10 protein-coding genes are annotated in these 14,491 nt (G+C 42.4%); 1 reads left to right on the plus strand and 9 read right to left on the minus strand.

Annotated elements, in window-relative coordinates; genetic code table 11:
* From C4S61_RS13965 to C4S61_RS13980, 4 genes are all read right to left on the minus strand, one after another.
* Positions 1-3,834, minus strand: coding sequence for an efflux RND transporter permease subunit (locus C4S61_RS13965; protein WP_103925428.1), 3,834 nt, complete (start codon positions 3,832-3,834; stop codon positions 1-3).
* 91 nt (positions 3,835-3,925) lie between these two features.
* On the minus strand, positions 3,926-4,339 hold the full coding sequence (locus C4S61_RS13970) for an HYC_CC_PP family protein (RefSeq protein WP_146064411.1): 414 nt from the start codon (positions 4,337-4,339) through the stop codon (positions 3,926-3,928).
* A gap of 164 nt (positions 4,340-4,503) precedes the next feature.
* Entirely contained in the window at positions 4,504-4,716 is a 213-nt protein-coding gene (locus tag C4S61_RS13975; RefSeq protein ID WP_103925430.1) for a heavy-metal-associated domain-containing protein, read from the minus strand.
* Between the two features lie 338 nt (positions 4,717-5,054).
* On the minus strand, positions 5,055-7,340 hold the full coding sequence (locus tag C4S61_RS13980; RefSeq protein ID WP_103925431.1) for a heavy metal translocating P-type ATPase: 2,286 nt from the start codon (positions 7,338-7,340) through the stop codon (positions 5,055-5,057).
* 390 nt (positions 7,341-7,730) lie between these two features.
* Between C4S61_RS13980 and C4S61_RS13985 the strand changes: the two genes are divergently transcribed.
* Positions 7,731-9,122, plus strand: coding sequence for a S8 family peptidase (locus C4S61_RS13985; protein WP_103925432.1), 1,392 nt, complete (start codon positions 7,731-7,733; stop codon positions 9,120-9,122).
* A gap of 114 nt (positions 9,123-9,236) precedes the next feature.
* Here the strand turns inward: C4S61_RS13985 and C4S61_RS13990 are convergent, their stop codons facing one another.
* The 5 genes from C4S61_RS13990 to C4S61_RS14010 all read right to left on the minus strand — a co-directional run bounded on the left by C4S61_RS13990 (position 9,237) and on the right by C4S61_RS14010 (position 13,870).
* A complete protein-coding gene (locus C4S61_RS13990) occupies positions 9,237-9,797 on the minus strand; it encodes a helix-turn-helix domain-containing protein (RefSeq protein ID WP_103925433.1) in 561 nt (186 codons plus the stop codon).
* Between the two features lie 184 nt (positions 9,798-9,981).
* Entirely contained in the window at positions 9,982-10,674 is a 693-nt protein-coding gene (gene pgl, locus C4S61_RS13995; protein WP_103925434.1) for a 6-phosphogluconolactonase, read from the minus strand.
* On the minus strand, positions 10,674-12,059 hold the full coding sequence (gene zwf / locus C4S61_RS14000; protein ID WP_103925435.1) for a glucose-6-phosphate dehydrogenase: 1,386 nt from the start codon (positions 12,057-12,059) through the stop codon (positions 10,674-10,676). Before zwf ends, pgl begins: the two co-directional genes overlap by 1 nt.
* Positions 12,060-12,140: 81 nt before the next feature.
* Positions 12,141-12,800 carry an ROK family protein gene (locus tag C4S61_RS14005; protein WP_103925436.1) on the minus strand — a complete coding sequence of 220 codons (660 nt, stop codon included), beginning with the start codon at positions 12,798-12,800 and terminating at the stop codon, positions 12,141-12,143.
* Between the two features lie 452 nt (positions 12,801-13,252).
* A complete protein-coding gene (locus C4S61_RS14010; protein WP_103925437.1) occupies positions 13,253-13,870 on the minus strand; it encodes an NADPH-dependent F420 reductase in 618 nt (205 codons plus the stop codon).
* Between the last annotated feature and the right edge of the window lie 621 nt (positions 13,871-14,491).

Raw genomic sequence — 14,491 nt, forward strand, 5'->3', positions numbered from 1 at the left:
TTAGGCATGTGATTCCTCGGTGAATACTTCGGAATTGTGTTTTAATTTTCGTTCGGCCCACCAACAATACAGGGTCGGTACAATAAATACGGTGGTGATTTCCAAAACCATTCCTCCCAAAGAAGGAATCGCCATCGGAATCATAATATCCGATCCTCTTCCGGTGGAAGTGAAGATCGGAACCAAGGCCAGCATAGTGGTAGCGGTAGTCATCATGCAGGGCAAAACTCTTCGTTTTCCGGCTTCCAATACCGAGTCACGGATTTCCTGAACAGTACTAGGCTTGTTTTCTTTGAAGCTCTGATCCAAATAAGATGCTACGACCACCCCATCGTCAGTTGCAATTCCAAACAAGGCAATAAATCCGACCCAAACCGCCACGCTGAGATTGTAGACTTTCATCTGGAACAGGTCCCGGAGATTAGCGCCGAAAAAGGAGAAATTCATAAACCAATCCTGTCCATAGAACCAAATCATTAGAAATCCTCCTGAAAAAGCCATTGCAATTCCTGAGAACACGAACAGGGTCGTAGAAACAGCCCTGAACTGGAAATAGAGAATCAGAAAGATCAGAATCAAACTCAAAGGTACCACCAGAGAAAGCCGTTCCTCGGCACGGATTTGATTCTCATACGAACCTGAAAATGCATAGCGGACCCCACTTGGGATTTTCAGTTCGCCCGAATCGATTTTTCCCTGTAGATACCGTTGGGCATCCTCTACCACAGTAACCTCAGCAAAGCCCGGCATCTTATCCAATAGTACATAGCCTACCAAGAAGCTGTTTTCGCCTCTGATCATATCCGGGCCGGGTCGATAACTAACTTTGACCAATTGCCCCAAAGGAATGTAATTCCCGACAGGAGTGGGGATCTGCAAGTTTTCAATGGCATAGGGATCATCTCGAAACTCCCGTGCATAGCGTACCCGAATCGGGAAACGCTCCCGGCCTTCGACGGTGGTGCTGAGTTTCATTCCCCCAATTGCAGTCTCGATGAAGTCCTGCACATCCATGACATTTAATCCATAGCGGGATATTTGCTCTCGATCGATATCCAATTCAAGGTAAGGTTTGCCAACAATCCGATCGGCAAAGACTGCTTCCTTCTTTACCGATGGAACCTCTTTTAGGTACTTTTCCAACTGTAGGCCAAAGCTTTCAATAGTTTGTAGATCAGGGCCATATACTTTTATTCCCATCGGTGCCCGCATGCCGGTTTGCAGCATGACGAGTCGTGTTTCGATGGGTTGGAGCTTCGGCGAAGAAGTGACACCCGGGAGATTGATCACGCTGACAATTTCATTCCAGATATCATCGGGAGTTTTGATATGGGGTCGCCATTGACGGAAATATTCTCCATCCGGATCTTCTACCAGATTCTTGACATTAATCTGATTGGGAGTCATGGTTTCAGGATCAAAGAGCGAACCGTCTTTCAATTCATATTTTCCTTCCTCGTTGATTTTGAAGCGAATTCTACTGCCATGGATGTCGGTGGCGTATTCGGTTTTGTAATTGATGGTGTTTTCAAACATGGACATCGGTGCCGGATCGATTGCCGTCTCGGCTCGACCTGCTTTTCCCACGACCATATCCACTTCAGGAATTGCCGTCACCATCATGTCGAGCTTTTGCAGGACTTCCTTATTTTCCTGAATTCCGGAGTGCGGCATCGTAGTTGGCATCAGAAGAAATGAACCTTCATTGAGTGAAGGCATAAATTCTTTGCCTAAACCGGGGAAGGTATGGGTCATTCCTGACCAGAATCCGGAGGTTCGAATATTGATACCTATCAGGTCAAAACCCTTCGGAATAACCCCAAAAACCCGATGGAAGCCCAGCCATACGCTTGCCCCGAGTAGGATGACAACGACAGGAAAGAGCATAAACTTGAACTTGTTTTCCAAACACCATCCTAAAATCCGGGGATAGATTCGGATAAATCCGGCAAATCCTCCCAATACCAAGGCAAGGAGCAAGGCGATGAAAAGGAAATTGGTCAGAAAGCTGACAGAAACTCCCAAAGGCATCCATTCCTGAGTCAGAAGCCAGGTAACCCCCAAAAGCGTCACAACGATGATTAGGAAACTTTTCCGTGGTTCTACCTTCTCAGGATAATGGAATGCGGCGGTATGCACCAAACCATAGCCGAAAAGCAACCAACCTGCCCAAGACCAAACTGTAAATGCGATGATGGGACCCAAGATGAGTAAGGCATAATTCAGGTAGCGCCCGATATGACCTTTTGATTTTTTGATGGAAAAAATCCAGTGGGAAAATGCCGGCATAATCAGCAAGGTGAAAATCACTGCCGAAATCAATGCGAATGTTTTGGTGTAGGCCAAGGGGCCAAAGAGTTTTCCTTCTGCTGCCTGAAGTGTGAAAACCGGTAAAAAGCTGATGATGGTCGTACTGACAGCGGTGATAATTGCACCGGATACTTCCGAAGTAGCGAGATAGACAGTCTTCAGTTTAGTTTGGCCGGCAGGAGCAGTTTCCAGATGCCGAAGGATATTTTCATTCAAAATAATCCCCAAGTCGACCATGGTGCCTATCGCGATGGCAATTCCCGAAAGGGCTACGATATTGGCATCTACGCCAAAGTATTTCATGAAAATAAAACACATCAAAACTGCCATCGGAAGCAAAGCAGAGATCAGCAAGGAAGCCCTCAGATTGTACACCATGACGATGATGACCAAAATGGTGATCAGAATTTGAAGGCTGATTGCTTCGTACAGTGTTCCTAAAGTTTCATAAATGAGACTTGTCCGATCGTAGAAAGGGACGATGGTCACTTTGGAAACTGTGCCGTCTGCCAGTGTTTTGGAAGGAAGCCCTTGGGAGATTTTCTCTATTTCTGCCTTGACCCCTTCGATGACTTTGAGCGGATTATCTCCGTATCGTGCGATGACCACACCGCCCACAGCCTCTGCACCGGACTTATCCAATATGCCTGACATGTTTCGGGTTTGAGGACCGATGTTGACCCTTGCGACATCCTGAATTCGGATGGGCACGTTGTCCGTAACTTTGACTACAGCCTTATCCAAATCTGCGAGTTCTTCGACATACCCTAAACCCCGGATGAAGTAATCGACTTTGTTGACTTCTATGGTGTTGGCAGAGACATCCAAATTGGAATTCCGAACCGCTTCCATTACATCCATCAGCGTGACTCCGTTTGCCTTTAGGGCTCCCGGATCGACATCAACTTGATATTCTTTGACATATCCGCCGACGGAAGCTACTTCCGAAACGCCCTCCACGGCAGTTAATGAATAGCGAACGTAGTAGTCTTGGATGGTCCTGAGCTCATGGAGATCCCAACCTCCAGCAGGATTTCCTTCAGGATCACGGCCTTCGAGCGTGTACCAATAGACCTGTCCTAAAGCTGTGGCATCAGGACCTAGTTTGGGTTGAACCCCTTCGGGAAGGAGCCCAGCAGAAAGGGAGTTTAGCTTTTCGAGCACACGGGATCTGCTCCAGTAGAATTCAACGTCTTCTTCGAAAATGATATAGATACTGGAAAAACCGAAAGCTGAACTGGACCTTACGCTTTTTACACCTGGAAGTCCCAGGAGAGAAGTGGTCAGTGGATAGGTGATTTGGTCTTCTACATCCTGTGGTGAACGACCCATCCATTCGGTGAAGACAATTTGTTGGTTTTCTCCGATATCGGGAATCGCGTCCACAGGAACAGGATCCCTCGGAAGAAAACTGACAGACCAATTGAAGGGTGCCGTGACGATACCCCAGCCGATAATCAGCAAGAGGAAAAGAACGGTAACCAGTTTATTTTCAAGGAAATACTTGACGATTTTGTTTAGCATAAATCACAAAGGTTAAATGCAGAAAATGAAACTTTAAGCCAGCTTGGCGAAAGTCAATCGCATGCAGGGAATAATCCTGCTAACCTTGGATTTAAATCAGAAATTGCTCAATGAGGACGTGAATGTCCTGATTAAGTGGGGGAGAGGTGTAATACGAAAAAGTGGGCTGATCACTATCAGAAGATTCAAGTCCGAAAACAAAAACTTGAACTAGCGCAACGGTAAAGTTGACGGAGAGTTTGAGATCTACTTTTTTGAGCTGGACATCTTCATCGACCTGAAGGTGCTCGATGATATTTTTGCAGCAGGATTGTGGGGAGTTTTCTGACTTGGAATCACTTTCCTCATGTTCCATATCCATTGCCATTCCGCAATCAAGATGCTTCGCAGAAAAACCTATGTCACTTTTCATCACATGGCCCATGCAAAAATGGGTTGTCTTCGCCATCCCTATGGAGGAGAAAAGAACCAAAAAGGCAAGTGCTATGGAGAAAATGGTTTTCACAAGTTCAAATGTAGGGAATAATTAAGACAAAAGTATCAAGACATAAGTATCAAGAGTTTAGAAGCATGACACAAGAAAAAAGACCAGAAAATTCAAATTGGGGTAACCAAAAATTGAAATTCCTTTTCAATCAGTCTTGGATCTTGTGTCGATAGTCTAAATTCTTACTCTTTCTCATTCGCAATAAAGCCTGCCTTGAGCACGGCTTTTTTGATATCCTGAGGATTTAGATTTTCTGTTTCTACGGTCAAGGTGCGCTCAGGATCCAACAAATCGACATTCCAAGATTGGATATCGGCTTGTTCATCGAGTTTGGGAGTGACTTTGGCCAGGCAATTGGTACACTGGATATTGGTTTTGAATTTTAGCGTTTTCATCTGTTTATAACTTGATTTTAATTGGTCAGATAGCCTGTCCCGATTTTTCTTCGGGAGAATCTCGCATGGTTTATAATCATCCCAGTATGTGACGATCTTCGTCATGCTCGATTTCATCTGTTAGAATTTAGACATTAGATATTAGATACCAGACATAAGACTTTGGAAAAGCTTCAGTTTGGTTTTTCAGTTTGAGGTTCAATTTTACTTCGTAAATCGTATTTCGTACTTTTTCTGATGCTGGCTTTAAGATTTTGGTGAATTAAGCTTTGATTGGGCTTTTTCGCAAGGAGTTCCCTTTGAGCTCGTATATCGTACTTGGTTTAATTTTTCAATCTTCAAATTTTAGAATTTTTCAATCGTAAGCTGTTCAACACCACCGATACCGAACTAAATGCCATTGCAGCTCCGGCTATCATCGGATCTAGAAGAAATCCATTGATTGGGTATAGCGCGCCTGCCGCGATGGGGATTCCGATCAGATTATAGATAAAGGCCCAAAACAAGTTTTGCTTCACTCCATTTACTGTAAGCTTAGAAAGCCGGAATGCTTGTGGAATTTTCTCCAAATCGGAATTAATTAACGTGATTTTGGCAACATCCATTGCGATATCCGAACCGTGGCCCATTGCTATACTTACATCTGCCTGTGCCAAAGCTTCGGAGTCATTGACTCCATCCCCAACCATGGCAACCACCTTTCCTTTTTCCTGCAGGTTTTTGACAAACTGCGATTTGTCAGATGGCATCACTTCGGCACGAAAGTCCCTGATTCCAACTTCTCGAGCTACAGCCGTTGCAGTTTGGTGATTGTCACCCGTCAGCATGTAAACCTCAACTCCTGCTTTTTGAAGCTTTTGGATAGCTGATTTTGAACTCGGTTTAATCTGATCCTGAATGCCTAGGATAGCCAATGCTTGCTCAGAGTCTGAAAACCAAATGACCGTTTGGGCAGCCTCACTCCAAGCTTTTGCCAAATCCGCAAGATCATTTGGAATTTGAATGCTATTTGCTTTCAAGAGTTTAGGGTTGCCCACATAATAGGTCTTTCCTCTTACTTTTCCTTTTACCCCTCTTGCTGTTATGCTTTCAAATTCTTGGATATCGACCGATTCAATTTCTTTTCCCTTTAGAAATTTCACCACTGCTTCGGCCAATGGATGTTCGGATTTACTTTCCAATGCCAGCAGTATTTGTAAGTAGTGAGTCGTTAGTAGTAAGTCATAACTCTCATCACCACTTACTACTAACTGTTTACCACTTACATTCTTTTCACTGCCAACTGCCCACTGAATACCGGTAAGGGTCGGTTTTCCCTCTGTGATTGTCCCGGTTTTGTCCAGAATGATAGCATTGACCCGATGACCCAATTCCAGGCTTTCTGCATCCCGGATCAGGATCTGATTTTCGGCACCTTTACCTACTCCAACCATAATGGCCGTAGGCGTGGCCAATCCTAAAGCACAGGGACAAGCAATCACCAATACAGAAACGGAGGCGAGCAAAGCATGAGAAAAAGCATTTTCACCACCAAAAACCATCCAAACTCCAAAGGTCAAGATTGATATTAGGATAACAATCGGAACGAAAATTCCTGCGATTTTATCAACCAACTTCTGAACAGGCGCTTTACTGCCTTGTGCCTCCTGGACTCGTTGGATAATTTGGGCTAAGAGGGTAGAGGCTCCCACTTTTTCGGCTTCTATTTCCAGACTGCCTTTTTGGTTGATGGTTCCTGCAAATACATTGTCCCCCAATTTTTTCTCTATTGGCACGGGTTCACCACTAATCATGCTTTCATCTATGAAAGATGATCCATTAATGACCTTCCCATCCACAGGGATTTTCTCTCCAGGTTTGATTAGAATTCGATCCTTAAGAATCACATCCTCGATCTTGATTTCCTGCGTTTTTCCATCTTGAATTCGTGTGAGCGTTTTTGGCTGAAGTCCTATGAGCTTTCTTAGAGCTGTACCTGTACTGGATTTTGCCCTTTCTTCCAGTAGTTTTCCGAAGGAAATAAAGACGATAATTACAGTCGCTGCTTCATAATAAACGTGTGGATGAATACCTTGACGATGCCAAAATTCCGGGAAAACGGTATTAAACACCGAGAAGATAAAGGCAATACCTGTACTTAATGCCACCAAGGTGTCCATGTTGGCTTTGCCATGACGGGCTTGCTTCCAGGCGTTGATGTAGAAACGATTGCCAAAATAAAATAGCACCGGAATTGAGAGTGCTAAACTGATCCATCTTCCGGGTTCCCAGTCCATGAAAAACATTCCCAGAACGAATACCGGTAAAGTCAAAAGTGCCGCCCCCATGGTCTGTATTTTGACTTTTTCATACTTCTTCTCTTGTTCTTCTTGCACCGTTTCACTGACTTCTCGGTCACTGATAATCAGACCATAGCCAATTTCTTCCAATGCAGAATTTAATGATTCAGGAGTAGTGCTTTCCGAGAATTCAATCTGAACTGTGCCGGTTGCGAAATTTACTGCTGCGGAAATTACCCCGTCAGTGTGTTGAAGAATGGTTTCCACACTGGATGCACATGCAGCGCAGGTCATACCTGTGACAGGGAAGGATCGCTTTTGGAGTTTGGGATTCTGAATTTCCATACTTCAAATTTCACCCGTTAGACCGTGTAAACTGTTATAGATTTTTGACAAAGTTTTATGAAATTATGCATCTCTTATCTCTGACTTTCAAGCGATGCAGAACATTCGTATGATGATGTTTTTTTGATTTTATGTCCTATCATTTTCGTGCTTTTAGGAAGATGATGAGTTTTTCTAGGACTTCTTGATGGGAAAATAAAAATAAATATTTCTAAAAATTAATTAGTTTAAATTTTTGGATACGGTAAAACGAACTTTGAAAGCTGATTTTTTAATTAGATAGTAGATTGAGTTTTTTCACGAATATATATTTTTAAATCAGCCTCAGACCTATTGTAATTGTTGTGATAACTGTATAGTTTCCAGAACAAATTTTAACCAATACACCTTATGAGAAAAATCTATTCTGTGTTGTCTTTTTCGGCATTGCTGGGAATTGCAGCCTCCTGCGGGGACATCATCGAGAGCGATGTGGCTTTGACATCCCCGACCGAACGAATGCTTAGTGAACAGTTTGTTCCGGGTCAACTTTTAATCAAGTACAAAACATCTACTCAGGGTTCAAGACTTTCCCAAGATGTTCTTAACCTCATCCAGGCCACTGTGGTAGAGGAGATTCGTACTGGAGCGATGGAAATGGCCAATGCGCGAAAGGGCACCCAAACTGGAGATTTATTGCTAGTGGAATCCAAAATGGGTACCATGGAAGCCATTGAGCGCTTGCGCAACATGCCGGAGATTGAATACGCTGAACCGAATTGGATTTATCAGCACACTGCTGTTTCCAATGATCCTTATTTTGAAAGTGGTCAACTTTGGGGAATGTCTGCAGGCGGAAATCTGAATGGTTCAAGAGCAGCTGAAGCCTGGGCTGCGAATAAAACCGGATCCAATACGGTGTATATAGGAATTATTGATGAAGGCTACATGTACATGCACGAAGATCTAGCTGCCAATGCAGGAGTCAATCCGGGAGAAGTTGCCGGGAATGGCATGGATGATGATGGTAACGGACTGATTGATGACGTTTATGGTTGGGATTTTGAAGGCAATAACAATACGGTCTTTGATGGAGTAGGTGATGACCACGGAACCCACGTGGCAGGTTCAATCGGTGCTGTAGGAGGAAATGACAAAGGCGTTGTTGGAGTCGTGTGGAATGTAAAAATGCTCAATGCTAAATTCTTAGGTTCCAGAGGGGGCACCACGGCTAATGCAATTAAATCGGTGGATTATTTTACAGATCTTAAAACCCGTCATGGATTGAACCTCGTTGCTACCAATAATTCCTGGGGCGGGGGAGGTTATTCTCAGGGGCTTAAAGATGCTATTGACAGAGCTGGAGCTGCTGACATTTTATTCATAGCAGCTGCGGGTAATTCAGGTACAAATAATGATGCATCGGCAAGTTATCCATCCGGATACACTTCAGAAAACATCATTGCTGTTGCTTCAATTACCAGTACGGGTGGACTTTCTTCATTCTCGCAATACGGAGCAACAACAGTGGATCTAGGTGCACCAGGTTCAGCTATTTGGTCCACAGTGCCGGCTACCTCAGGAAAAGGCAAGAATGCAACTATCATTTCCAGCTATGCGAGCTATAACGGTACTTCTATGGCAACTCCTCATGTGGCAGGTGCAGCCGCATTGTATGCATCCTTAAACCCTGGAGCCGACGCGTTACAAATCAAAAATGCAATCATGAGCTCTACTACTCCGACAGCTTCTCTTGCAGGAAAGACTGTTACGGGAGGGAGACTGAATGTGTCCGGTTTTTGATTGAGTTAGTTTAATTATTTCTTGAAAAGGGGCTTTTCTTCGGAAAGGCCTCTTTTTTCATTTCTGACTGCACTGTTTTTTAAATGAAGCAAAAAGATCGGTTTGGACTTTCCATCAAAGCTGATCCAGACTTTTTCGGTCGATTTTTCTGGATTTTTTAAATTCGCTGGGAGTCATGCCTGTTTCTTTTTTGAACTGGGCTGATAAATAGGCTACACTGCTGTAATTCAGCTCAAAGGCAATTTGGCTAAGGCTAAGTTGGTCATAAAAAAGAAGTTCTTTTACCCGTTCGATTTTTTGCCTGGTGATGTATTTTTCTATGGTAAGCCCTTCTACTTGCGAAAAAAGACGACTCAACGAAGTGTATTCCTGATGAAGATTTTCAGACAGAAAAGTGGAAAAATTTTCACCCATTACCTGATCTGAATGATGAATTTGGTTGATGATCAATGATTTGATTTGGGAAATAAGGGCAGCATTTTTTGATTCCAAAAGCTCAAATCCTTTTTCACTCAACGATTTGGCCAACTCCGACTTTTGGTCTTTTAGTAAGGAATTTACGAGTGTGACTTTCCCCAATTCGATGGATTCAAAAGGGATCTCCAAAGCTTGGAGGGATTCCTTTACAGCTTGGATGCAGCGGGGGCAAACCATATTTTTTATCAGAATTTCCATCTTTTTTTAATACTAATAAGTCCTTTTTTTTTAACCGATTAGTGATTTTACCAAAGAAAAGAGCCTGTCTCAAAAGACTTAATGGTGTCAACCTGAGCGGAATTGAAGGCCATTTCCCGTAAATGAGACCACATTTCGGCTACGGTCTACGTACAATCGTTACTTACGAGACAACCTCTTTCGGTTATTTTATTTTAGCTGCGGCAAGCTCTTCAGTAAAAACCAATGCGTGTTGCTGGTCTATTTTTCCAGCTGGAATAGCGTGGTCTCTGTGTAGCAACCGATCCAGCATTTCAGCTTTCTCCTCCCCGGTGATTACCCAGAGGATTTTTTCAGCTTGGTTGATCAGGGGATAGGTGAGTGACATTCTAAGCCGTCCTTGATACGTATTTCCGGTGATATCTACGCCTTTATCCATCACCTCTAGTATCGGATCATCCGGGACCAAGGAGGCCGTATGACCATCGGTTCCTATTCCGAGATGAATCAGATCCAGTTTTCCATTTCCGGTCATTCGGTTGATGTGACTTTCATATTCGGCACAGGCTTCGTTGAGATCTTCGGCATTGACCCGCATGGGAAATAGGTTAAGCCTCAAGACCAGCTTACTTCCTTCGATTGCTTTAAAAAGTTGAGTTAGGTTTCGGTCAGGATGTGCATCAGGTGCTATTCGTTCATCGACCTGGAAAAGGAATACTTTTTCCCAAGGAAGATCTGCCTTTGCCAATTCTTTGATCATGGCCCATGGAGTACGTCCGCCACTGATAGCCATGGTGAAAATACCTTTTTTAGCTATGTTTTCGCGTATTCGATCAGCTATGTAGAGCGCAGCTTCTGTGGCAACTACATCCGCAGATTCAAATGTCCGAATTTCCATTAGTCATTTTTTTTGTTTACGACAGGATTGTTCCATCCTCCGGGTGGATAAATTTCCTGATATACGTTTTCAGGACCCCAGGTCCCGATTTCATAAGGGTATACTTCCTTGTCCAGAGCCAAATAATCGTCTACAATCTTCCACGCTTCCTCCACATAATCCTGACGGGCAAAATGGGTAGGATCTCCTGCCATTGCGTCTGTCAAAACCCGCTCGTAGGCTTCTTTTTCATTGGGAAATGGAGTGGGATTTCCCTGAACTTCCGATAAAACAGAGGTCATGTCTTCCCCAGGAGCCATGATAAGCATACCGAAAGCTACTTTCACATCCGGACTGATTCTGAATCGGATATGGTTGGGTTGTGTGGCGATGGAAGAATAAGCAGAGGGTAAATGCCTGAATTTCACTACAATTTCCGTTGAAGTGACCGGTAGATTCTTTCCGGCACGGATATAAAGTGGCACTCCATCCCATCGGGGTGAGTTGATTTGTAGTTTCATTGCCGCAAAAGTCTCGGTTTTTGAGCCTTCCTTTACAGCTATTTCTTTGAGGTAGCCCGTGTATTGCCCACAAATGACATCTTCTTTCCGAAGAGGACTGATTGCTTTCAGCACTTTAACTTTTTCATCACGAATCGATTCACTATCCAAGGCTTTGGGGGGCTCCATGGTCAAATTGCATAGCACCTGAAACAAGTGGTTTTGGATGACATCCCGGATAGCACCTGTGACATCATAAAAAGCTCCTCTACCTTGGATTCCAAAATCCTCAGCCATGGTAATCTGGATACTTTCGATGTGTTTGTTATTCCAGACCGGCTCCAAAAGAGAATTTACAAATCGGAAAAAGACAATATTATTTACAGGTCGCTTGCCCAGGTAATGGTCGATCCTGAAGATATCCTCCTCTGAAAATTTATTAAGAAGGATTTTGTTCAAAGCTTTGGCAGATTCAAGGTCAGTTCCAAAGGGCTTCTCCACGATCACTCTGGCGCCTTTAGCACAGCCTGATTGATCCAATTGAGCAATAATTTTGGGAAAAAGTACGGGAGGAATCGCCAGGTAATGTGTTGGGTTTTTGGCATTACCCAAAGCTTTTCTGATTTTCAGAAATGTTTCTTGATCTGTATAGTCCCCGCCCACAAATGCGAGAAGGCTACAAAATTTCTTATATGATTCCTCCTCATATTGTCCGTGTTTTTGGATACTTTCCTTGGCTCTGGCTCGGAGCTTTTCCAAGTCATAAGCTCCTCGGGCTGCCCCAATAATGGGACAATTCAGATTTCCACGCTTGACCATCATGTGGAGTGCAGGAAAGATTTTTTTAAAAGCCAGATCACCGGTTGCACCATAGAAAACCAAAGCATCTGATTTGACTTGAGTCATGAAGAAGGGGAAATTGAGGGAATCGATTAATTAGAAATAATTCAGCAACGAATATTTTAGAATAAACTGATTAGGGAGTGATCAATACTTATAGGGCTTTTCCCACAAACGAAAACCTCCTGTAATGGCATTTTTGTTGGACCCCAGGCGGCAGTTTGAAGGGAAAGTATCCAAAAGTTTGGAATTTCCTCCTCCGAGAACAATCTGGTCGGGCTGAAAACAATGATTGAAATGGGCAATAGCCTGGGAAACCCAGTTTTTCCATTTTGGCTTTCCGAATTTCTCCATGGCGGCATTTCCTACATGTGTTTCAAAAGTTCCTTGCTTAAAGGGAAGGTGTCCTCCTTCCATCGGAAGAATCAAGTCCTCAAATACCATGGCAGTCCCTAATCCGGTTCCAAAACCCATAAAAAGCAGTTTGCCTCCCTCGTAACTTCCCAATGCCTGCATTGCCGCATCATTGATGATTTTCACGGGACGGCCGAAGGCCTTTTCAAAATCGAATCCTTTCCAGCCGGCACCCATATTGACGGGATCAGCTACAATTTTACCTCCCTTTACCACTCCGGGAAATCCAATGGAGATCGCTTCGTATTCCCAATCTTTGGCATTTTCTATGACCAATGGCACTAATTGTTCGGGAGTAAAGTCACCACCTGAAGGAATCTTTATTCGTTCAGGTTGGCCGGTTGCAAGAATTTTTATGTTGGATCCACCAATGTCGATTACCAGTACTTTCATTCTTTTCTTTAAAGTGTTGCAGGATTCAAGGTTATTGACTGTACAAAAACAAGGCTAAGATTAGAATCAGAATCCGATTAAAGGAAAATTCTAGGTGCATTGCTGTGAAATCAGGCCCAAAGATAAACAATCCTTTTGCTAGAAGGAGGTCATTTTAGATTGGAGTTAAAAGAGAAGTTCACTTTATCTTATTATTCCTTTTAAATTGAAAACAGATCCTTTTGCAAAAACCTGAATAATACTCATGCTAAATAAGACTTGCAGGTATTTTATTTTGTAATGTGTGAAATTTGCAGAATTACTTTAGCGCTGATCATTCGAAAGTATTTTTAGCCCTGAGTTTCTTGAATTTTCTCAATTGGGTAGAAGACATGTCCCTTAGTGGGGAAAAACAGGAAAAGTGAGATCTTTCGACCTCACTTTTCGGTTAGAGGGTGATTCAAAAAATGAGATTAAGCTGAAATTAACTTGAAGTGATAGTTAGATTGTTCTTTCCGGTGCCAGGTTATTTCTCTGCTGAGATGGTAAAAAGCCTCCAAGAGCGGGGCATTATTCATTTTTCCAGCGTCTATGGCTCTGAAACCGATCAGTTCAATAAGTCTTTTTACCCTGATTTTCTCCGCTTCCCTGTCGCTGCAGTAGTAGGTCTCTTTGATAATACCCAATATATCTGAAGTGGGATAGTCTATGCCTAAGTTATTGAATGCCTTGAAGATAATTGCTTTTGGAGCAGATTCGACGATCAACTGGGTATTACTGCTGGCAAGGACTTTATCATAGTTTGCGTTGGTGCAATCAATGATAATTTTCCCTTCGAGATCTTCATTTTTCAAGGCACTGCATATTTCCTCCAGGTATTGGTTTTCGCAGCAAATCAGAATGATTTCTGATTGGATTATCGCCGATTGAAAAGGGCAAATTCGATTATGAAGCCGATTTAGATTTTTCCAGTCACTTTCTTCAGTGTTAAAATCACTCCTAACACCGAATACAACGGTCAGCCCTGCTTCCAGGTATTTCTTTCCCAATGTTTTGGAGAGTGTAGTACCTCCAAGGATTCCAAGTTTCATAAATTTTGATCTGAGTAGCGTTGGATGATCATAATTTTTGCCTGTAATTATTTCTGTTTTTTTGATGGAAAAAACTTCATAAAACGGAAATAATAAACGAAAACTAGACTTAAATATTAATATATCAAAATTAAATTCTGAAAAAAATGCAAAAACAATATATTATTCAATTACCTCTCTTCGAAAAGCAAAATTAGGTATTTGAAAGCAAATTTTTTTTTTTCATTGCTTCTCATCATTCCCTGAAAATGAATCAATTCTGGAAAAGTTTTAAATTATTTCTTTATCGAAATACGATAATTCCTTTTAAAATCATATTAAGTCCAGGATGATTCTGTTGGCCACTATGGATTAAAATTTTCTGAAAAAGGTTTGGACTTTTGAAAAATTTAATCTTTGATGTTAAAAATCAACCATTTAAACCATAAAAAACAATTTTTAATAAAAAATAGGTTAAAAAAATTACCTGTTTAATTTTTTATATTAATTTCAATTCAATATTAGGTTCATTTTTATACCTAATTCCCAAAATAGCCTGTAAAGGAGATTATCGCTCCATTTCTCCTGACTTTTTCAGTTCAGGCAAATCACATTTCCTATACAATTGAAATTGAATAATGC

Source organism: Algoriphagus boritolerans DSM 17298 = JCM 18970, assembly GCF_900108085.1.
Lineage (GTDB): Bacteria > Bacteroidota > Bacteroidia > Cytophagales > Cyclobacteriaceae > Algoriphagus > Algoriphagus boritolerans.

What these genes read in the sequence shown, in the direction of transcription:
- C4S61_RS13965 (WP_103925428.1), bottom strand. Translation starts at nt 3,834, where the DNA reads ATGCTAAACAAAATCGTCAAGTATTTCCTTGAAAATAAACTGGTTACC.
- C4S61_RS13975 (WP_103925430.1), bottom strand. Translation starts at nt 4,716, where the DNA reads ATGAAAACGCTAAAATTCAAAACCAATATCCAGTGTACCAATTGCCTG.
- C4S61_RS13980 (WP_103925431.1), bottom strand. Translation starts at nt 7,340, where the DNA reads ATGGAAATTCAGAATCCCAAACTCCAAAAGCGATCCTTCCCTGTCACA.
- C4S61_RS13985 (WP_103925432.1), top strand. Translation starts at nt 7,731, where the DNA reads ATGAGAAAAATCTATTCTGTGTTGTCTTTTTCGGCATTGCTGGGAATT.
- C4S61_RS13990 (WP_103925433.1), bottom strand. Translation starts at nt 9,797, where the DNA reads ATGGAAATTCTGATAAAAAATATGGTTTGCCCCCGCTGCATCCAAGCT.
- pgl (WP_103925434.1), bottom strand. Translation starts at nt 10,674, where the DNA reads ATGGAAATTCGGACATTTGAATCTGCGGATGTAGTTGCCACAGAAGCT.
- zwf (WP_103925435.1), bottom strand. Translation starts at nt 12,059, where the DNA reads ATGACTCAAGTCAAATCAGATGCTTTGGTTTTCTATGGTGCAACCGGT.
- C4S61_RS14005 (WP_103925436.1), bottom strand. Translation starts at nt 12,800, where the DNA reads ATGAAAGTACTGGTAATCGACATTGGTGGATCCAACATAAAAATTCTT.
- C4S61_RS14010 (WP_103925437.1), bottom strand. Translation starts at nt 13,870, where the DNA reads ATGAAACTTGGAATCCTTGGAGGTACTACACTCTCCAAAACATTGGGA.